The organism is Clostridium autoethanogenum DSM 10061, assembly GCF_001484725.1.
GTDB lineage: Bacteria > Bacillota > Clostridia > Clostridiales > Clostridiaceae > Clostridium_B > Clostridium_B ljungdahlii.
In genome coordinates, this window is record NZ_CP012395.1 from 3,641,505 (window position 1) to 3,663,280 (window position 21,776).

The 21,776-nt window shown below is 31.6% G+C and carries 21 protein-coding genes; all 21 read left to right on the forward strand.

Annotated elements, in window-relative coordinates; genetic code table 11:
• The first annotated feature begins 36 nt into the window (after window positions 1–36).
• The 21 genes from CLAU_RS16595 (at window position 37) to pgsA (ending at window position 21,725) form a co-directional block, all read left to right on the forward strand.
• Window positions 37–834 carry a phosphatidate cytidylyltransferase gene (locus CLAU_RS16595; RefSeq protein WP_013237972.1) on the forward strand — a complete coding sequence of 266 codons (798 nt, stop codon included), beginning with the start codon at window positions 37–39 and terminating at the stop codon, window positions 832–834.
• Between the two features lie 390 nt (window positions 835–1,224).
• Window positions 1,225–2,382 (forward strand): 1-deoxy-D-xylulose-5-phosphate reductoisomerase, encoded by a 1,158-nt coding sequence (locus CLAU_RS16600; protein WP_013237973.1) that lies wholly within the window; start codon window positions 1,225–1,227, stop codon window positions 2,380–2,382.
• 19 nt (window positions 2,383–2,401) lie between these two features.
• On the forward strand, window positions 2,402–3,412 hold the full coding sequence (gene rseP / locus CLAU_RS16605; protein WP_013237974.1) for an RIP metalloprotease RseP: 1,011 nt from the start codon (window positions 2,402–2,404) through the stop codon (window positions 3,410–3,412).
• A gap of 41 nt (window positions 3,413–3,453) precedes the next feature.
• Entirely contained in the window at window positions 3,454–4,503 is a 1,050-nt protein-coding gene (gene ispG / locus CLAU_RS16610) for a flavodoxin-dependent (E)-4-hydroxy-3-methylbut-2-enyl-diphosphate synthase (protein ID WP_023163125.1), read from the forward strand.
• A 264-nt stretch (window positions 4,504–4,767) separates the two neighbouring features.
• Window positions 4,768–5,232: a ribosome maturation factor RimP gene (gene rimP / locus CLAU_RS16615; RefSeq protein ID WP_023163126.1), complete on the forward strand. Its 465-nt coding sequence runs from the start codon at window positions 4,768–4,770 to the stop codon at window positions 5,230–5,232.
• A gap of 17 nt (window positions 5,233–5,249) precedes the next feature.
• Window positions 5,250–6,314, forward strand: a complete 1,065-nt coding sequence (gene nusA / locus CLAU_RS16620) for a transcription termination factor NusA (RefSeq protein ID WP_023163127.1) — start codon at window positions 5,250–5,252, stop codon at window positions 6,312–6,314.
• A gap of 17 nt (window positions 6,315–6,331) precedes the next feature.
• Complete coding sequence (rnpM, locus tag CLAU_RS16625; protein WP_013237978.1) at window positions 6,332–6,601, forward strand: RNase P modulator RnpM; 270 nt, start codon at window positions 6,332–6,334, stop codon at window positions 6,599–6,601.
• On the forward strand, window positions 6,591–6,908 hold the full coding sequence (locus tag CLAU_RS16630; protein WP_013237979.1) for a 50S ribosomal protein L7ae-like protein: 318 nt from the start codon (window positions 6,591–6,593) through the stop codon (window positions 6,906–6,908). The genes rnpM and CLAU_RS16630 overlap by 11 nt, the downstream gene beginning before the upstream one ends.
• A 17-nt stretch (window positions 6,909–6,925) precedes the next feature.
• Window positions 6,926–9,028: a translation initiation factor IF-2 gene (infB, locus tag CLAU_RS16635; protein ID WP_023163128.1), complete on the forward strand. Its 2,103-nt coding sequence runs from the start codon at window positions 6,926–6,928 to the stop codon at window positions 9,026–9,028.
• A gap of 18 nt (window positions 9,029–9,046) precedes the next feature.
• Window positions 9,047–9,412: a 30S ribosome-binding factor RbfA gene (gene rbfA, locus CLAU_RS16640; protein WP_013237981.1), complete on the forward strand. Its 366-nt coding sequence runs from the start codon at window positions 9,047–9,049 to the stop codon at window positions 9,410–9,412.
• On the forward strand, window positions 9,399–10,361 hold the full coding sequence (locus CLAU_RS16645) for a DHH family phosphoesterase (RefSeq protein WP_023163129.1): 963 nt from the start codon (window positions 9,399–9,401) through the stop codon (window positions 10,359–10,361). Before rbfA ends, CLAU_RS16645 begins: the two co-directional genes overlap by 14 nt.
• Window positions 10,361–11,239 carry a tRNA pseudouridine(55) synthase TruB gene (gene truB, locus CLAU_RS16650; protein WP_029170050.1) on the forward strand — a complete coding sequence of 293 codons (879 nt, stop codon included), beginning with the start codon at window positions 10,361–10,363 and terminating at the stop codon, window positions 11,237–11,239. Before CLAU_RS16645 ends, truB begins: the two co-directional genes overlap by 1 nt.
• Before the next feature lie 2 nt (window positions 11,240–11,241).
• Window positions 11,242–12,180, forward strand: coding sequence for a bifunctional riboflavin kinase/FAD synthetase (locus tag CLAU_RS16655; RefSeq protein WP_013237984.1), 939 nt, complete (start codon window positions 11,242–11,244; stop codon window positions 12,178–12,180).
• A 115-nt stretch (window positions 12,181–12,295) separates the two neighbouring features.
• Entirely contained in the window at window positions 12,296–12,559 is a 264-nt protein-coding gene (gene rpsO, locus CLAU_RS16660; RefSeq protein WP_013237985.1) for a 30S ribosomal protein S15, read from the forward strand.
• 71 nt (window positions 12,560–12,630) lie between these two features.
• Window positions 12,631–14,775 (forward strand): polyribonucleotide nucleotidyltransferase, encoded by a 2,145-nt coding sequence (locus tag CLAU_RS16665; protein ID WP_023163130.1) that lies wholly within the window; start codon window positions 12,631–12,633, stop codon window positions 14,773–14,775.
• 107 nt (window positions 14,776–14,882) lie between these two features.
• Entirely contained in the window at window positions 14,883–16,181 is a 1,299-nt protein-coding gene (locus tag CLAU_RS16670) for a M16 family metallopeptidase (protein WP_023163131.1), read from the forward strand.
• An 86-nt stretch (window positions 16,182–16,267) separates the two neighbouring features.
• Window positions 16,268–16,540, forward strand: coding sequence for a YlmC/YmxH family sporulation protein (locus CLAU_RS16675; RefSeq protein WP_013237988.1), 273 nt, complete (start codon window positions 16,268–16,270; stop codon window positions 16,538–16,540).
• Between the two features lie 106 nt (window positions 16,541–16,646).
• Complete coding sequence (locus tag CLAU_RS16680) at window positions 16,647–17,312, forward strand: ClpP family protease (RefSeq protein WP_023163132.1); 666 nt, start codon at window positions 16,647–16,649, stop codon at window positions 17,310–17,312.
• Window positions 17,313–17,495: 183 nt separating this feature from the next.
• On the forward strand, window positions 17,496–19,754 hold the full coding sequence (locus CLAU_RS16685; RefSeq protein ID WP_023163133.1) for an FtsK/SpoIIIE family DNA translocase: 2,259 nt from the start codon (window positions 17,496–17,498) through the stop codon (window positions 19,752–19,754).
• 59 nt (window positions 19,755–19,813) lie between these two features.
• The gene (gene rimO, locus CLAU_RS16690; protein WP_023163134.1) at window positions 19,814–21,136 is read left to right on the forward strand and encodes a 30S ribosomal protein S12 methylthiotransferase RimO; all 1,323 of its coding nucleotides are present in this window, start codon (window positions 19,814–19,816) and stop codon (window positions 21,134–21,136) included.
• A gap of 1 nt (window position 21,137) precedes the next feature.
• Window positions 21,138–21,725 (forward strand): CDP-diacylglycerol--glycerol-3-phosphate 3-phosphatidyltransferase, encoded by a 588-nt coding sequence (gene pgsA, locus CLAU_RS16695; RefSeq protein ID WP_013237992.1) that lies wholly within the window; start codon window positions 21,138–21,140, stop codon window positions 21,723–21,725.
• The last annotated feature ends 51 nt before the right edge of the window (window positions 21,726–21,776 follow it).

Genomic DNA, 21,776 nt, shown 5'->3' on the forward strand with positions numbered 1-21,776 from the left:
ATCCCCATTGATACTTTATTCTATGGAGGTGGAGCTTTGAATAATAGATATTTAGGAGCATTTGCACTCATACCATTTATTTTAATATTATTCTTAGGGGGAATTTATTTAAAATATGGAATTATGATCATTTCTCTTATGGGAATGTATGAATTTTATAAAGTAATAAAACAAAAAAATATAAATTCTATAAATATAGTAGGTTATCTACTTTGCATATCCTACTATATAACCTTAAGAGTAGAGGCAAATTATAAATTTGTATTTTTTGCTATTATAGTGTCAATTTTTATGGCGCTTTGTATTCCAGTTTTAGATGTGGAATATAATTTTTTAGATGTAGCAACTACCTTGTTTGGTTTTCTATATGTGGCAGTATTTTTTAGCACTATAGTTTTAGTAAATAGCAGTAGTTATGGTAACTATTTAGTGTGGATTATAGTTATATCTTCCTGGTGCTGTGATACAGCAGCTTATTATACGGGTAAGTTTTTAGGTAAGAAAAAATTATGTCCTAAGGTGAGTCCTAAAAAGACTGTGGAAGGTTCTATAGGTGGAATAATTGGTAGTGCAGTGGCTTGTGGAATCTTTGGATTTTTTTCAATTCAAAGGGGTGTTCCTATATCATTTTATCATTATATAGTAATGGGAGTAATTTGTGGAGCATTTTGTCAGTTCGGGGATTTAGCAGCTTCTTCTATAAAGAGATATGTTGGAGTAAAGGACTATAGCAACCTTATACCAGGTCATGGTGGGATCTTAGATAGATTTGACAGCATACTTTTTTCAGGAGTTATAGTTTATTATTATCTAACCTTTGTAGCTGTAATTTAAGTAGCGAACCCAAATCTCTGATTTGGTGTGAGTCACTTACTCATTCGACCGAAGGGAGAAGGAGTTACATAAATTAGAACCCAAATCCTAACAAGTTAAGAATTAATAATGAAAAGTTAATAGTGAAGGATGATTTTTAGCTATCGCAAAAAATCTACATTAACTATTAATTAAAAAAATTTTACATATGCGAAAGTTGAGTTAATAATAGAGAAATATATTCTATAAAAAGGATATGTTTCTCTATTATTTTATTTCATGTATTAGCTGTGAGTTTAATATAGATCATGTGCGTATTTATTTTATAGCATAAATATGGTATAGTTAATCATGTTAAAAATCTTATTTAATGTGTTATAAGGACTAGAGGAAAATGAGGAGTTGTTATGAATGAAGAGAATTTCAATAATTGGAGCCACAGGTTCTATAGGAACCCAAACTCTTGATGTACTTAGAAAACAAAAAGGAGATTTTCAGCTTATAGGTGTATCTGCAAATAGTAGTGTAGATAAACTTTTACATATAATAGATGAATTTAACCCCAAATATGCGGTGCTAACCGAAAAAGAATCTTATTTAAAGATAAAAGATATTTTTAGTAATAAAAAATCAAATACAAAAATATTATTTGGAGTAGATGGATTAAATACTATAGCTAGTCTTCCTGAAGTTGATATGGTTGTAACATCTGTAGTTGGAATGATAGGGCTTGTACCAACTATAAAAGCAATTAAAGCGAAGAAAGACATAGCTTTAGCTAATAAGGAGACATTAGTTGTAGGAGGAGAACTGGTTACAAAATTATCGAAAGAAAATAATATAAAAATATTTCCTGTAGATTCAGAGCATAGTGCTGTTTTTCAATGCCTTCAGGGAAATAATTTTGACGAAGTTGCTAATTTGATTTTAACCGCTTCAGGTGGACCTTTTAGGGGAAAAACAAAAGATCAACTCTCAAAAGTAACTGTAAAAGAGGCGTTGAATCATCCAAATTGGAGTATGGGAAAAAAGCTCACAATAGATTCTGCTACTCTTATGAATAAGGGACTTGAAGTTATAGAAGCTCACTTCTTATTTAACTTACCTTATGAAAATATAAAGGTTGTAGTTCATCCACAAAGTATAGTACATTCTATGGTGGAATATAGGGATGGAAGTGTTATGGCACAGCTTGCCACTGCAGATATGAGATTACCTATACAATATGCACTGAATTATCCGAAAAGAAAGGAAGCTGTAATAGATAAATTGGACTTCTATAGCGTAGGAAATTTAAGTTTTGAAAAGCCTGATACAGATACATTCAGACCACTTAAATTAGCTTATGAAGCAGGGAGGATAGGAGGCACAATGCCAGCTATACTAAATTGTGCAAATGAGGAAGCAGTAAGTTTATTCCTTGCTAATAAAATAAATTTTTTGGATATAGGCAACATATTAGAAGAGTGTATGAATAAATTTACTTCACAAAGTACGTATACTCTGGATGATTTACTTGACCTAGAAATAAAAGTTAAGAAATATGTAAAAGATAAATTTATCAAATAAGAATTGGGAGGAATACCATTTGTATATAATAGCAGCGATAATAGCCTTTGGCGTATTGATTATAATTCATGAACTGGGACATTTTACTATGGCGAAATTAAATGGAGTAAAAGTAGAAGAATTTTCTATAGGAATGGGTCCTAAGCTCTTTGGAATAAAGGGCAAGGAAACGGAATATCATATAAGGCTTCTTCCTATTGGTGGTTATGTAAAGATGCTGGGTGATGAGGGTGAAAGTGATGACCCTAGGGCATTTAATAATAAAAGTCCTCTTAGAAAACTTAGTGTAGTAACAGCTGGACCCATAATGAATTTTGTACTTGGAGTTATACTATTTGCAATAATAGCTTCTGCGAGGGGGTATCTGTCTCCTATAGTGAGTAAAGTAATGCCAAATCAACCTGCAGCTTTAGCGGGTATCAAGCTAGGAGATAAAATAACTAGGGTAAATAATTCAAAGATATCTACCTGGGAAGACTTTGTAACAGAAGTTTATACTGCAGGAGGAAATCCAATTAATATAACTTATGAACGTAATGGAAACACAAATCAGGTAAGAGTTATTCCAATAAAAGATAAAAAAGAAAATAGGTATGTTGTAGGTATTGAATCAACTCAAGTCACTAAGCCTACTTTGGGGCAGTCAGTATCCTATGGGTTTATAGAAACTAAATCCCTAATCAAACAGACATTTAGTTTTTTTAAAACACTATTTAGAGGAAAAGCATCTATGAATGATGTAGGGGGACCTGTTACTATAATAAAAATATCAGGTGCAGCAGCAAAAGCAGGAATATTGAGTTTGATGGCATTTTCAGCTTATATAAGTATACAGCTTGCTATATTTAACATAATACCTTTTCCAGCTTTGGATGGAGGATATATATTTTTATTTTTGTTTGAAATAATAACAGGTAAAAAAGTAGATGAAAATAAGGTTGGAACGATAAATTATGTTGGATTTGCAATACTTATGGCACTTATGGTACTAGTTACCGTAAAGGATATATTCTATCCTATAAAATTTTAAGAAATGCTTAATTGTGAATTGAATAAATTGGTGGTGAAATTTTGAATAGAGTAAAAAAGAAAACAGTAAAGGTAGGCAATATATTTTTAGGTGGAGATTTTCCAGTAGCCGTACAATCTATGACAAATACGGATACTAGGGATGTAGAAGCCACTACAGCTCAGATATTTCAGCTAAAAGAAGCAGGTTGTGATATCGTCAGATGTGCGGTGCCTGATGATATAGCTTGCAATTCCATGAAAAAAATCATAGAAAGAGTAGATATTCCACTTGTAGCAGATATACATTTTGATTATAAGTTGGCGCTTAAATCTATAGAAAATGGGATATCTGCACTTAGAATAAATCCTGGAAATATTGGAAGCATAGAAAGAGTACGAGAAGTGGCAAGAGCAGCAAAAGAAGCTAATATTCCAATTAGAATAGGGGTAAACTCTGGATCATTAAAAAAAGATATTTTAAATAAATATGGTAGAGTTTGTTCGGATGCACTAGTAGAGAGTGCTCTAGAACATGTAAAAATTTTGGAAAACGTAGGATTTTATGATATAGTTATATCCATAAAATCTTCAAATGTAAATCAGATGATAGAAAGTTATAGAAAAATATCTGAAATTGTAGATTATCCACTTCACCTTGGAGTAACAGAAGCAGGAACTATTTGGCGAGGAACTATAAAATCAAGCATAGGCATAGGTACTCTTTTGATGGAAGGTATAGGAGACACTATAAGAGTATCTCTTACAGGAAATCCAGTGGAAGAAGTAAGAGTGGGAAAAGAAATATTAAAATCCTGTGGAATTATAAAAGAAGGTGTGGAATTTATATCATGTCCCACCTGTGGTAGAACTGAAATTGATTTAATTAAAATAGCTGAGCAAGTGGAAAAAAGACTTTTAAATATGCATAAAAACATAAAGGTTGCTGTTATGGGATGTGTAGTAAATGGACCAGGTGAGGCTCGGGAAGCAGATATTGGTATAGCAGGCGGCAAAGGTGAAGGCATTATATTTAAAAAAGGAAAAATAGTAAAAAAGGTAAGTGAAGAAAGTTTAGTAGAATCACTTATAGAAGAAATAGAAAACATTTGATTTTTACATGAGTAATTCAAATTATTTACATTTAGGGTAACCTTGTGAATAATTTTTCTTGAAATAAAAATTACAGTGTGTTAAAATATAAATGGTAAATCTACAGAAGTTTATTTAGAATGTAGGAGTGGGTTTTAACCCGCTCTTTCTATTTGTGAAAAACGCAGCGAAAGTTGCGTTTTTAAATTTAATTAGCTATTTAACATTTTTTTTAGCAAGATTGTATAACATAAACGTATAACCTGTAAATGGAGGAGGATTTAAATGACAAAAAATACTTTTATGGAAAGAATGTCAGCATTAATACAACCTATAGTTAATAATTTAAATTATGAATTATACTATTTAGAGTTTAAAAAAGAAAGTAACAATAATTATTTAAGAATATACATAGATAAAAAAGAAGGAAACATATCGTTAGAAGATTGTGAAAGTGTAAGTAGAGCAGTTAGTGATATGTTGGATAAAGAAGATCCTATAAAAGATCCTTATTACCTAGAAGTTTCATCACCAGGTGTAGAGAGAAAGCTATATACGGAAGAACACTTAAAAAGATACATTGGATATAGCGTACAGGTTAATATATCAGGACTTTTAAAAGGAAAGAAAAAATATGAGGGGGAACTTCTAGATTTTAATTCAAATGAATTGAAGATAAAATGTGAAGAAGAAGATATCGCTATTCCAAGGGACAAAATTTTAAACGTAAATTTAAAAGGTGATTTTTAGGGGAGGTATATTTTAAAATGAATCAGGAGTTTATAGAGGCCTTAAAAGAAATAGTTAAGGAAAAGGGAATAAGTGAGGATTTACTATTTACTACCATAGAGGATGCATTAGTAGCTGCGTATAAAAAGAATTATATGGGGCATGGAGCAGGTAGCCAAAATGTTAAGGTTACTATGAATAGAGAAAATGGAGAAATTCATGTGTATTCACAAAAAAATGTAGTAGAGGAAGTTTGTGATAAATTTGGTGAGATAAGTGTAGAAGATGCTAAAAGCATGGATTCAAGTTATGAGGTAGGTGATATAGCAAACATAGAAGTTACACCTAGAAAATTTGGAAGGGTAGCTGCACAGGCTGCAAAACAAGTAGTTATACAGAGGATAAAAGAAGAAGAAAGAAGAATTATATACAGTGATTTTGCGGAAAAGGAAGACGATATAATAACAGGTACAGTCATAAGAAAAGATAAAAATAATGTACTTATAGATTTAGGAAAGACAGAAGCAGTACTTGGACCAAATGAGCAGATACCGGGAGAAAAGTATAACTTCAATGACAAACTCAAATTATATATTATTGAAGTAAAGAATACTACAAAGGGAGCTCAAATTGTAATATCGAGGACTCATCCTGGACTTATAAAGAGATTGTTTGAACTAGAAGTACCTGAGATATTTGATGGAACGGTTGATATAAAGTCCATAGCAAGGGAAGCTGGTTCCAGAACAAAAATTGCAGTACACTCTAACGATGAAAATGTAGATCCTATGGGAGCTTGTGTAGGACCTAAAGGAGTAAGGGTTCAAAATATAGTAAACGAGCTAAAAAATGAAAAGATAGATATAATAAAGTGGAGCAAACTTCCAGAAGAGTATATAGCTAATTCACTAAGTCCTGCCAAGGTATTGGATGTGGATTTAAATGAAGACATTAAATTTGCACAAATTGTAGTAGATGACAATCAGTTATCTCTGGCTATAGGTAAAGAAGGTCAAAATGTAAGATTGGCAGCAAAGCTTACAGGATGGAAAATAGACATAAAGAGCAAATCACAGGCTGAGACGCAAGATGAAGAAAATTAATTAAGGTGGTGTTTAGAATGAAGCAAAAAAAAGTACCACAGAGAATGTGTACAGGATGCATGGAAATGAAACCAAAAAAAGAACTCATACGAATAGTAAAAAGCAAAGAGGGAGAAGTTTCTGTAGACCCTACAGGAAAGAAAAATGGTAGGGGAGCTTATGTATGCAAAAATGTGGAATGTTTGGAGAAAGCTTTTAAGAACAAAAGGCTCCAGAAAAATCTTGAAATTCAGATAGACGAAACCTTATACCAAAGTTTAAAGGAACAGATAGAAAATGGTAGATAAATTTCTTCAGTTTATGGGATTAATAAAGCGTGCAGGAAAACTTTTAGAGGGATATAATAAATGTGAAGAAGCAATCAGGAGGAATAGAGTGCATTTTGTGATAATGTCTCAAGATGTTTCTAAAAATACATGGGAAAAATTTTTAAACTACAATAATAAATATAAAGTACCAGTTGTAAAGACAATATATACTGGAGAAGAAATTGGAAATGCAATTGGATCAAGTGAAATAAAAGTTGTAGGGGTTACAGATAAAAACATGGGTAAGGCACTAATGAATTTATTGAAGAAAAATGAGAAACTTTAGTTTCGGGGGTGTATAATTTGTCAAAAATAAGAATATATGAATTAGCCAAAGAGTTGAATATATCTAGTAAAACATTAATATCCATACTTCTAGATGAGTTTGGAGTAAAAGTGAAAAACCATATGAGTGTAATAGAAGAGGAAGATGCAGAACTAATTAAAGAGTTTATAGAAGAAAATGAAAGCAGCGAAGATGGAGAAGAGAGCATAGAGGATAAATACAAAAATTTAGTGCAGGAGAATTCTCCAAAAGTTAAAAAGAAAACCATAAGTGTTAAAAATAATACTAAGAGTAAAAGCACTCAAGGAAAGAAAGAATCAAAGGACGGAGAGTTACAAGAAACTGAAAGAGCTCAAATAGAAATGGAAGATACTATAACTGTAAAAGAGTTTTCTGAAAAAATAGGTAAGCCATCTACAGAAGTTATTAAACAACTTATATTTATGGGAGTAATGGCAGCTATAAATCAAGAAATAGACTTTAATACAGCTGAAAAACTAGGAGAAAAGTTTGATGTAACTGTACTTCGAAAAGAAGAAGACATTAATAAGGAAGCGGTAGAACAAGAAGTAGAACAGGAAGATGCTGAGGATGATGATCCTAATTCAGAAAAAAGACCGCCAGTTATAACTGTTATGGGACACGTTGACCATGGTAAGACTTCTCTTTTAGATGCCATAAGGAAATCAAAGGTAACTGAGACGGAAGCTGGAGGTATAACCCAGCACATAGGTGCTTATACTGTTAATATAAATGGAGAAAAGATAACCTTCTTAGATACCCCTGGACATGAAGCTTTTACTGCCATGAGAGCAAGAGGAGCTCAAATTACAGATATAGTTATTTTAGTTGTAGCTGCGGATGATGGAATAATGCCGCAAACTGCAGAAGCAATAAATCACTGTAAAGCTGCAAATGTACCTATAGTAGTAGCTATAAATAAAATAGATAGACCAGGAGCCAATGTAGATAAAGTTAAACAGGAACTGTCAGATTATGGATTAATATCAGAGGACTGGGGTGGAGATACTATATGTGTACCAGTGTCTGCTCATACTAAAGAAGGTATTGATAGTTTACTTGAAATGGTACTTTTAACTGCTGAAATGCAGGAAATTAAGGCAAATCCTCATAGAAATGCAAAGGGAACAGTAATAGAAGCAAAATTGGATAAAGGAAGAGGAGCAGTTGCTACACTTCTTGTTCAAAATGGAACTCTTCATGTTGGGGATTCTATAATAGTCGGAAGTACTTATGGTAGAATTAGAGCTATGTTTGATGATAAGGGAAAGAAAATTAAAGTTGCAGGACCATCAATACCAGTAGAGATACTTGGATTGTCAGAAGTGCCTGCAGCAGGAGATAGATTCCATCAAGTTAAAGATGAAAAGACTGCAAGGGATATAGCAGCAAAGAGAAAACAAAAGGTAAGAGAGGAATATCTACAGTCCGCTCATAAAGTTTCTCTGGAAGATCTTTATAATCAAATAAAAGAGGGAAAAGTAAAGGAACTTAACATAATAGTTAAGGCAGACGTACAGGGATCTATAGAAGCATTAAAACAATCTCTTCAAAAATTATCAAATGAAGAAGTTAAGGTAAGGGTACTTCATGGAGCAGTTGGTGCTATAACAGAAACAGATGTCACATTAGCATCTGCATCAAATGCTATAATAATAGGATTTAATGTTAGACCTGATAGTAATGCTCAGGCAGCAGCAGAAAAAGAATCAGTTGATATAAAAACTTATAGAGTTATATATAATGCAATAGAAGATATAAAGGCTGCTATGGTTGGTATGCTTGAACCTGATTATAAAGAGGTTGTGCTCGGAAAAGCTCAAATCAGGCAGACTTATAAAATATCTAATGTAGGAACCATTGCAGGATGTTATGTACAGGAAGGAAAAATAGTTAGAAACTCCCAGGTAAGGATAATAAGAGATGGTATAGTTATATTTGAATCTGAGCTTGCTTCCCTAAAGAGATTTAAAGATGATGTAAAGGAAGTAGCAGAAGGATATGAATGCGGACTTTCTATTGATAAGTTCAATGACATAAAAGATGGAGACATAGTTGAGGCCTATACCATGGAGGAAATTAAGAAAAAAGAGTTATAAATAGTGAGGTGGTAGTTTATGACTAACTACAGAAGTGGAAGAATAAATGAAGAAATGAAAAAGGAAATAAGCAATATAATTAGAAGTGATATCAAGGATCCTAGAGTTACTGCTATGGTAAGTGTTACTAAGGTTGATGTTACAAAAGATCAAAAATATGCAAAAGTATATGTGAGCGTTTATGGTGAAGGCAAATCAAAGGAAGATACTTTTGAGGCACTTAGAAATTCAGCAGGTTTTATAAGGAGAGAAGTTGGGCATAGAGTAAAACTTAGAAATACTCCAGAAATAATTATAGAACAGGACAATACTATAGAATATGGCATGCATATAGATAAAATTCTCCAAGAGATAAAGGAGAATAAGAAAAATGATAATGAATGATATTATAAGTGAGATAAGAAGAAGTAATAAAATTGCAATTACTTTTCATTCTTCTCCAGATGGTGATTCTATAGGAAGTTCTTTAGCCCTATTTCAAGGCATGAGAAAATTGGGAAAGGAAGTTGAAATACTCTCAAAGGAAAAAATTCCGGAGAGTTTCAGCTTTTTACCCTGTAGTGAAAATATAAATGGCAAAAAGTTTGAGGTGGACCCTGAAGTAGAATGTGTTATAGTGCTTGATTGCGGAGATATAAAAAGAATAAATGCAGATTTGAAATTTGAGCAAGGAAGCTATACTGTAATAAATATAGACCACCATCTAACAAATGAGTTATATGGAAATTTAAATTATGTGGATACTAATGCGGCTGCTGTATCTGAAATAGTATATCAGTTATTAAAACTTATGGATGTTGAACTGGATAAAAATATAGCTCAGTGTCTTTACACTTCAATAATAACAGACAGCGGATCCTTTAGATATCCCTCAACTACTTGTGTAACCCATACTATAGCAGGAGATTTGATAAATACAGGTATTGATTTTAGTGAAATTCACAGGATAATTTTCGAAAACAAGAAGTTTAATAGAATAAAACTTTATGGAAAAGCAATTGAGAGTATGGAGCTTATAGGAGACAGTATCTGTGTAATAAGTATCACTAAAGATATGCTATCTGGGGTTGGCATAGAAAGAGATACAGACACTTCAGATATTGTAAATATAGGCATGAAGGTGAATACTGTAGAAGTTGGAATTTTGTTAAAGGAAGTAGAAGATAAGATAAAAGTAAGTTTGAGGTCTAAATCAAAGGTAGATGTAAGAAAGATAGCAGAAAAATTCAATGGCGGAGGACATGTAAGAGCAAGTGGTCTTGCAGTTAGTGATAAATCTATAGATGAAGTAAAAGATATGATATTAAAAGAGGTTGAGAAAGAACTGATATGATTGATGGAATTTTAAACATAAATAAACCTGTTGGAATGACTTCCTTTGATGTAGTTAAGAAAATTAGATCAATATCAGGTAATAAAAAAGTTGGCCACACAGGTACTCTTGACCCTATTGCATCAGGAGTACTTCCTATTTGTATAGGTGGTGCCACAAAATTTGCAGATTATATAATGAAAAGCCACAAAATTTATCTAGCTGAGTTGAAGCTTGGAGTTAATACGGATACCTATGATAGGGAAGGAACTATAGTAGGTACTTCAGAAGTTAAGCTTGATGAAAAAAGTGTAAGAGATACAATTTTAAGTTTTCAGGGGGAAATAGAACAACTTCCACCTATGTATTCAGCAATTAAGATTAATGGAAAAAAGCTTTATGATTTAGCAAGACAAGGTATAGAAATAGAGAGAAATAAAAGAAAAATCAACATATATTCTATAGAAATTATTAATATAGAATTACCTTATGTAGTGTTTCAAGTTAAGTGTTCTAAAGGAACTTATATAAGAAGTTTATGCCATGATATTGGCGAAAAATTAAATTGTGGTGGCATAATGTGGAACCTAAAGAGAATGGCTACGGGAAATTTTAATATTTCAAATTCTATTTTACTAGAGGACCTGCAGAAAGATATCATATCAAAATACATTATTCCAGTAGATAAAGCACTAGAAGAATATCCTAAGGTTATAGTTCAGGATAAATATTTAAAACACGTTTTAAATGGTATCACAATAAAAGACAAAGAGTTTATAGATAAAATTCAAGAAGGTAAAATCTATAGGGTATATATACATGAAAATAAATTTATAGGTATTGGAAGTAGGGGAACTTTTGGATTTAAGATGGTAAAATTATTCGTTAGAGGTAACTAGTTATGATAATAATGGAAGATAATTTTAAAAAACATTTTACGAAAAGTACATATATTGCTTTAGGAAGCTTTGACGGACTTCATTTAGGACATATAAACCTTATAAATAAAACTGTTAAACTTGCAAGAAATAACAAGGCAAACAGCATGGTGTTTACCTTTAAAAATCATCCACTTTCTATAATAAACCCTGAGGTATCTCCTAAAATTTTAATGAATAATGAATCGAAAATAAATGTATTGAAAGATGCTGGTTTAGACATAATAAATATGGCTAACTTTAATGAAGAATTTATGAAAATATGTCCTGAGGATTTTGTTATTCATCTTTTAAACAATTATAGAGCTAAAGGACTCATAGTTGGTTTTAACTATAGATTTGGGTATAAGAACTTGGGGGATGTAAGTTTACTCAAAAAAATGAGCAAGATACATAAGTTTTCTTTAAATGTTATAGATTCAGTAAAATATAAAGGACAGGTAGTTAGTAGTTCGATAATAAGAACTATTATATCCGATGAAGGGGATATAAAAAAAGCGAATAAACTTTTGACAAGACCTTTTATGCTGCAGGGCGAGGTAATACACGGTAAACAACTAGGAAGAAAATTGGGATTTCCAACTGTAAACCTTGACTATGATAAGAGGTTTGTTATACCTAAAGGTGGTGTATATTACACTATAGTTGAATGCAATAATGATTTGTTTAAAGGTATAACAAATGTAGGTTATAATCCGACTACCTGTGACAATAAGCTGAGCATTGAAACACATATACTTAATTTTAATGAAAACATGTATGATAAGAATATAAAGATATATTTTATTGAGAGAATTAGGGATGAATCAAAATTTGGCAGTTTAACAGAACTGGCAGATCAGTTAAAAAAAGATAAGATGTATGCAAGTAAGAAAAGAATAGAAATTAATTTAAAAAATTAATTTACAATAACGACTTTATTTGCTATAATTACAATCGTGATCCGTATGCTAAGAATTCCGAATTGCCGACGACATTCTTGGAATATAGGGGATTAACAATTGGAGGTGTAACAAAATGGAAAAGGCATTAAAAGAAGAAATAATGAAGAAATATGCAAGACATGAAGGAGACACAGGCTCACCAGAAGTTCAGATAGCATTACTTACTGAGAGAATTAATCATTTAAATGATCATTTAAAGATCCATAAGAAAGATCATCACTCAAGAAGAGGTCTTTTAATGATGGTTGGTAAGAGAAGAGGTCTTCTTAACTATTTAATTAAGCAAGATATTGAAAGATACCGTGCTATTATTAAAGCGTTGAATTTAAGGAAATAATCTTTAGAGCGGCTGTAACCGCTCTATTATTTTAACAAAATTGTAACCTATTGAGAGGAGGTATGTTTTTTATGAGTGAAATAATTCAAACTACTGTTGCTGGAAGAACTTTGAAAGTTGATTATGGTAAAATAGGAAAACTTTCTAATTGTGCTTTTTTTATAAGTTATGGCGATACGGTAGTTTTAATCAATGCTAATGCTTCAGATAAACCTAGAGAAGGAGTGGACTTTTTTCCTTTAAGCATAGAATATGAGGAAAGGTTGTATTCTGTTGGAAAAATACCTGGAGGTTTTATAAAGAGGGAAGGAAAGCCTTCTGAAAAGGCTATATTACATGCCAGGGCAATAGATAGACCTCTTAGACCACTGTTTCCGAAAGGATACAGAAATGATGTTCAAGTCGTTTGTACGGTAGTATCTGTAGATCAAGATAATGCGCCAGATATATTAGCTATAAATGGAGCATCACTGGCTCTTTGTATGTCAAGCATTCCTTTTACTACTCCAGTAGGAGCAGTATCTGTAGGACTTGTAGATGGTAAGTTCGTAATAAATCCTGGCTTAGAGGAAAGAAGTAAAAGCAGTTTAAATCTCACAGTATGTGCTACGGATGAAAGAGTTATGATGGTAGAGGCTGGTGGAGATGAAATACCAGAAGATACCATGTATGATGCTATAATGTTTGGATTTGAAGAATGTAAGAAGATAGTTGCATTTCAAAAAGAAACTATGAATAAATATGGAAAGCAAAAGGAAGAACCAGAACTCTATAAAGTAGAGGAATCCATAGAAGAAGAAGTTAGAAAATTTGCATTTCAAAAAATAAAAGATGCCATGTACATAATGGATAGAGACGAGAGAAATGCAGCTTTAGAAGATGTGGATAAAGAATTAAATGAGCAATTTTCAGAGAAGTATCCAGATAATGGACCAGATATAGCAGAGGTAGTATATAAGATTAAGAAAGAAATAGTAAGAAATATGATGTTAAACGAACACAGGAGAGTTGATGGAAGGGCTTTTGATGAAATAAGGCCAATAAGTTGTGAGGTTGGTATTCTTCCAAGAACTCATGGAACTGGATTGTTTACAAGAGGATTGACCCAGGTAATGACTGTTGCCACCCTTGGTTCTTTAGGTGATGTACAAATACTTGATGGAGTAGGTTCTGAAGAATCAAAGAGATATATACATCATTATAATTTCCCATCGTACAGTACAGGCGAGACTAGACCTTTAAGAGGACCTGGAAGAAGAGAAATAGGACACGGTGCGTTAGCTGAGAAAGCTTTAGAACCACTTATACCAAGTGAAGATCAATTCCCATATACTATAAGACTTGTATCAGAGGTATTGAGTTCTAATGGATCTACTTCCCAGGCAAGTATATGTGGAAGTACACTAGCACTTTTAGATGCAGGAGTTCCTATAAAGAGACCAGCAGCTGGAATAGCCATGGGACTTATAACTAGTGAAGATTTGTCTAAGGAAGAAATAGTTACTGACATACAAGGAATTGAGGATTTCTTTGGAGACATGGATTTTAAAGTTGGTGGAACAGAAAAAGGTATTACTGCCATTCAATTTGATACAAAGATTCATGGATTATCTGAAAACTGTATAAGAGAAACTCTTAATAGAGCAAGGACAGCTAGGTTATTTATATTGGATAAAATTCACAAGTGTATTCCAGAAGCTAGAGAAGAATTATCAGAGTATGCCCCAAAGACATATACAATGTCCATACCTCCAGATAAAATAAGAGATGTAATAGGAGCTGGCGGAAAAGTTATCAATAAGATAATAGCAGAAACTGGTGTAAAGATAGACATAAAGGAAGATGGAAAAATATTTGTAATGTCAGAGGACAGTAGTAGTGCTAAGAAAGCATTAAAGATTATAGAGGATCTTACTAGAGAAGTAAAAGCAGGAGAAATATACTTAGGTAAAGTTACTAAAACAACTAATTTTGGTGCTTTTGTAGAAATACTTCCAGGAAAAGAAGGATTAGTACACATATCAAAGTTAGACTTTACAAGAGTTAATAAGGTAGAAGATATAGTTTCAGTAGGAGATAAGATATTAGTAAAGGTAACAGATATAGATAATCAGGGTAGAATAAATCTCTCCAGAAAAGATGCAATAAAAGATTCTGAGGAAAATAGCACTAAAGAAAATAATTCCAAAGAAAGCAGCTTAAAGCAAAATAAGTAATAAATAGAAGGGCTTATATGCCTTTTTATTTTTTAAAGATGAAAGGGGTGAAAAACTCTTGCAGTATAGTGTGTAGGGTTAATATCACTATAGGGCAGTAAAAGCCAATGTATAATCTGTTTCAATTGGATAATGGACTTAAAGTAATTGTAGAGAATATAGATTATGTAAATTCTATAAGTGTAGGTCTATGGGTGAAAAATGGATCTAGAAATGAAAATGAAAAAAATAATGGCATTTCCCACTTTATAGAACATATGTTTTTTAAAGGAACATCAAATAGAACATCTCTTGAGATAGCTGAATGCATAGAAGATGTAGGAGGACAGATAAACGCTTTTACGGGTAAGGAAGCTACATGCTTTTATGTAAAAGCATTGGATTCACATTTCGAACTGGCAATAGATGTTATATCAGATATGTTATTTAACAGCAAATTTTCCAATGAAGATATAGAAAAGGAAAAAGGAGTTATAATTGAAGAGATAAACATGAATGATGATTCTCCAGAAGATGTACTATCGGACCTACATAGCAAAGCTATGTGGGGAGATGATTCGATATCATTACCAATACTCGGAAATGCTGATACTGTAAAATCTTTTACAAGAGAAGAGCTGCTAGAATATATAAGATCTCATTATACACCTGAAAATTCTGTAGTGTCCATAGCAGGCAAAATTGACATGAATACAGTTGAAAAACTGATGGAAAAGTATTTTGGGAAATGGAATTCCAATGGAAAGAGTTTAATTAATTATTCTAGCCCCCAATTTTTAAAAAATCATCTTTTTAAAAGAAAAAGTATAGAACAGCTACACATAAGTCTTGGTGTACCTGGAGTTGAAAGCGGTAATGATGATATTTATGCACTTTTGCTTTTAAATAATGTGTATGGAGGAGGGACTTCTTCCATACTATTTCAAAAAATAAGAGAGGAAATGGGAATTTGTTATTCAATTTATTCTTATCCAGCTTCCTTTAATAACATAGGAGTAGTTAATATTTATACTGGATTAAATGTAAAATATTCTTATGATGTAATATGCAGGATAAAAGACGAACTCCAAAAATTTGTAAAAGAAGGCATAGACTCTAACAGATTGAGAAAAGCAAAGGAACAATTAAAAGGAAATTACGTACTAGGGCTTGAAAGTATGAGTAGCAAAATGTTTAATAATGGAAAATCAGTCTTGCTTTTAAATAAGTTGAGTACTCCCTCAGATATAATAGATAAAATAAATAAAATAGATCAAGACACTATTAAAAGGGTTATGAAAAATACTTTTTGTAAGGGAATAGTAAATTCTGCTTTTGTAGGAGAAAAAGTAGATATACATCTTATGGAAAATTTATTAGAGAAAGATACAGACTTATTTCCAAAATCGGAAGACACTTTATTGTAAAGCGTTTAATTATTAAAAAATTAGTTGGTAATAAAGAGAAAATATCCCTCATAGTATTTAATATACAATTGATAGGGGGATATAATATGGATGAAAATATAAAGTTTTATAGTGAAATGGAAAGATATGAGATTATAAATGTAAATGACGGAAATAAATACAATTGTCTGGGAAATAATGATATAATAGTGGATTCTTCTGGAAACTTAAAAATACTTATTTTAAGTGAAAACAAATCAAAATTTTCAATTTTTGGTAAAAGTGAATTTATAGAAGTTCCTTGGGAATACGTAAAAAAAATAGGGGCTAAGACTATTATAATAGATGTAGAAGAAAAATCTTTAAAAAGAGTTCATTAAAATAAATATGATTTTAATATAAAAGATCAATTTATGAGCTTCATTCAGAAAGGTATATGAATCTCCTAAAATGCATAAGCTAAACTTGTTCAAGGAGGAGATTAAAATGCCAGAAGATGAAACTAAGAATAGAAAATTGGAAAATATTAAAGAACTAGGGTCTGTAAATGTAGCTGAAGGAAGAGATAATATTCAGATACTTCCAATAATAGGTCAAATAGAAGGTCATGTAAATCTTTCATCTGAAACTAAAACTACTAAATATGAACATGTGATACCAAATTTAATAGCAATTGAAAATGATAAAAGAGTAGAAGGATTGCTTGTAGTTTTAAATACTGTAGGAGGAGATGTAGAAGCAGGCCTTGCTATAGCAGAGATGATAAGAAGCTTAAGTAAACCTACGGTATCTCTTGTTATAGGAGGAGGACATTCTATAGGGGTGCCACTTGCTACAGCCTCTGATTATTCCTTTATATCTCCTAGTGCAACCATGATTATACATCCAATAAGGATGAGTGGTATGGTTATTGGAGTACCTCAGACTTTTGAATATTTTAATAAAATGCAGGAGAGAATAAATGAATTTATAGTTCGAACATCTAAAATAACAGGAGAAAAGTTAACTGAGTTGATGCTTCAGACAGATGAGCTTCTAAATGATATGGGTACTATATTGATTGGAAAACAGGCAGTGGAGCAAGGCTTAATTGATGAAGTGGGTGGAATAAGTCAGGCTATTAACAAACTAAATGAAATGATGGCAAAATAAATTTACTTTTATTAAATTAGCCATAGGATTTATCCTATGGTAATTTATGTTTTAATATAAATATGTAAAGTCTTATCTATTAAAAACATTAAAGGAAAAAGGAAAGCTATGTAGAATATTTAATTTAGAAATATCTATTTTTAAATTAAAGTGTGTCTGTAATTTACTGGAGGCGATATAGATATGGCTAAAAGCAGAAAAAAAGAAACTCATGTACTTGACAAAGAAATAAAGGGAATAGTGCTATTTACAGTAGGCGTGCTTATGATAATAAGTGTATTTTCACCGTCTTCCGCTGGTATCATTGGTAGATTTATAAAAAAAATTTTAATAGCAGTATTCGGAATAGGATCTTATATATTACCATTCCTTATAATATTTATAGGATGCTGCTGTATAGTGAAGAAAAATAAGATAAATTTCAACAAAAAATTTTATGGAATTTTACTATTTATTATAAATACACTGTTATTTATACAACTAATAGTTATGTCTGACTATTATGTAGAAGATAGCTTGATTTCAGGCATACAACGATTGTATGAATCAAATACTATATTTCATGGAGGAATAATAAGTTTCCTAATAGATGTTCCACTTTTTAAATTGTTTGGAAAAACAGGCTGCTATGTTATATTTATATCAATTTACATAATATCTTTTATAATAATGAGTAAGGTTACTATATATGATATATTACATAATATAAAGAATTTTTTCTTTGAAAAAGGTACAAATAAGGATACTAAGATTGAAGACAAAATTTTAAATCAGGGTAAAATTGAAAATGAAGAAGCAAACAAAGATGACTTCATTAAAAATATAAACAATAGAATAAAGATATTAGATTTTATGAAGTCATCAGATATAAAAGATAATTATAGATCAGAAAAGCCTAAGGAAAACAGTGAAAATTTAATGTATCCTGCTGAACTTGAAAATGATACTTACAAAAAAAATTGTGAATTAATAAATGAAGAACTTGAAAAAAATATGACAGAGAGTGAAAAAAACTTAGTTTCAGTATATAATTTTCCGCCTGTGGATTTATTAAAGCAGAATATACAATCAAAGTTAAACAAGCATGATAAAAAAGAATTAATAAGCAGTGCCAATAGGCTGGAAGAAACTCTTGCAAATTTTGGGGTAGATGCAAAAGTGCTTCAAGTAAGCAAGGGACCATCTGTAACTAGATTTGAACTTCAGCCAAGTCCTGGAGTCAAGGTAAGTAAAATTGTAAATTTATCGGATGACATAGCCCTTGGACTTGCAGCTTCAGGAGTGAGAATAGAAGCTCCCATACCAGGAAAATCTGCCATAGGTATAGAAGTACCAAATAAAGATTTGACACCAGTTTATTTAAGGGAAGTTGTAGAATCGGAGGAATTTATAAATTCAAAGTGTAAACTGGCTTACTGTCTTGGAAAAGACATAGGAGGAAATTGTATAGTATCAGATCTTACTAAAATGCCACATATGCTTATTGCAGGTGCAACGGGGTCTGGTAAAAGTGTGTGTATAAATACTCTTATAATAAGCTTGATTTATAAGTATTCTCCTGATGATGTTAAACTTTTGATGGTAGATCCTAAAGTGGTAGAATTAAATGTATATAATGGCATCCCACATCTTCTTATACCCGTAGTTGTAGACCCTAAAAAGGCATCAGGTGCGTTAAATTGGGCTGTACAAGAAATGACAAGGAGATATAAGCTATTTGCAGAAAATAATGTAAGAAATATAGAGGGATATAATCAATTGTTTCAAGAAGGAAAAACAGATAGTAAGCTCCCTTTTGTAGTCATAATAATTGATGAACTTTCTGATTTGATGATGGTATGTCCAAATGAAATTGAAGATTATATAGGACGTCTCGCTCAAATGGCAAGGGCAGCTGGAATGCATTTGGTTATAGCTACTCAGAGACCTTCTGTAGATGTAATTACTGGAGTAATTAAAGCAAATATACCTTCAAGAATATCTTTTGCAGTATCCAGTCAAATTGATTCTAGAACTATACTAGATAGTGCTGGAGCTGAGAAATTACTTGGAAAAGGAGATATGTTATTTTATCCTGTAGGTGAAGCAAAACCTATAAGAATACAGGGAGCCTTTATATCCGAAGGTGAAGTTGAAAGGGTAGTAAATTATATAAAAGATGAACAAGGTGGGCCTAATTATGAAGATAAAATAATTGAGCAAATAGATACAAATGTAGTGAAAACTAGTAGTGATAGTGATGAACTTTTAGATGAGGCAATTAGAGTTGTAGTAGATGCAGGACAAGCATCTACATCTTTACTTCAAAGAAGGCTTAGAATAGGATATAATAGAGCGGCTAGAATAATAGAAGAAATGGAAGACAGGGAAATAATATCAAAAAAGGATGGAACAAAGCCAAGACAAATTTTAATTGACAGAAATCATTATGAAAATACGTAAATTAATGCAATGGTAGTATTTTACGTAAGATTAAAAATAACTAAGTAGGAGGAAGTTTGGTGGATAAACTAAGAGTTGGACTAATAAGTTTAGGCTGTGACAAAAATAGATTGGATTCTGAAGTAATGTTAAGTAATTTAAATCAAGAATACAGTTTAGTTCATGATCCTAAATTAGCGGATGTAATAATTATAAATACATGTGGATTTATAGAATCAGCTAAACAGGAATCCATAGATACAATACTTGAAATGTCACAGTATAAAGAAAAATTTAATTGCAAATTAATTGTAGTAACAGGATGCCTGGCTCAGAGGTATGGTAAGGAACTTATGGAGTTATTGCCAGAAATAGATATAATGCTTGGAGTAAATGATTATGATAAGTTAAATGAAACTATAAGGAAATGTATTGAAACTGACAACAGTAGGATTTATAATTGTGATTACAGTGATTCTAATATAAATGAAGGAAAAAGAATACTTACTACTTCAACATATACTGCTTATTTGAGAATTGCAGAGGGATGTGACAATCACTGTACCTACTGTATAATTCCTAAAATTAGGGGAAAGTATAGAAGTAGAACCATTGAAAACATAATAAATGAATGTAATGATTTAGCTAATCAAGGTGTTAAGGAGATAATACTTATTGCACAGGATACTACAAGATATGGAATAGACATATATGGTAAAAAAATGCTTCCTGAACTCATTCAAAAAATATCTAAAATTAATGAAATAGAGTGGATAAGGCTTTTGTATTGCTATCCTGAAGAGTTAACAGATGAAATCATAAATGAAATTTCAATGAATGATAAAGTATGTAAGTATATAGATATACCTATTCAGCACATAAGTGATTCCATACTGAAGCTTATGGGAAGAAGAGGAAGAAAATTAGACATAATAGAAAATATAGATAAGCTTAGAGCTAGAGCAAAAGGTATTGCAATTAGGACTACAATAATAGTTGGCTTTCCTGGAGAGACAGAAGAAAATTTTGAAGAACTAAAGGACTTTGTAAGTACTATGAAATTTGATAACTTAGGTGTATTTAAGTATTCCAGAGAGGAAGGAACTGCAGCTGCAGAAATGAAAAATCAGGTTCCCGAGGAGATTAAGTCTGCAAGGGAAGGAGAACTTATGGTACTTCAAAAGCAGGTAATGACTTCCATAAATAAAAGTAAAATTGGCAGCACTTACAAAGTAATTGTGGAGGGAAAAAAGGGAGAACTGTGGTACGGAAGAAGTTATGAAATGGCTCCAGATATAGACGGAGTTATATATATAAAGTGTAAAAAAACTTTAAAAATAGGTACTATGGTTAACGTAAAAATTACTCATAGCCTTGAATATGATTTAGTAGGAGTTGTATGAAATGAATCTAGCAAACAAACTTACAATGCTTAGAATGATATTGATTCCGTTTTTTTTAATATTTATAACGGTAAAGGGGATGCCCTATGGTAAGCTTATTGCAATAGCTATTTTTATATTAGCATCTATTACAGATAAATTAGATGGGTATATAGCTAGAAGCAGAAATCAAATAACAAATTTTGGGAAATTTATGGATCCCCTAGCAGATAAACTTTTGGTTACTACTGCACTTATATGTCTTGTAGAGTACCATATAATACCATCTTGGGTTGCAGTGATAATAGTAGCTAGAGAATTTGCAGTTACAGGGCTTAGGACAATTGCAGCAGCAGAAGGAATGGTAATAGCTGCAAGTCCTTGGGGAAAAGCTAAAACTGCAACACAAATAATTGCTATAATTCTTGCTCTTTTAAATTTAACTTATAATCATGTATCCTTAAGTTTACTTAGGGGATTTTTGAACCGTCCTCACAAAGTTTTAAATTTAGTTACAGATGTTGCTATGGGTATAGCTATAATAATGACTTTAATTTCAGGTATAGATTATTTTCTGAAAAATAAAGAAGTTATAAGGACAGACAGATAATTATAAGTATAGTTGATTAAAATGTTTTTAAGTGTTCATAATTAAAGCTAA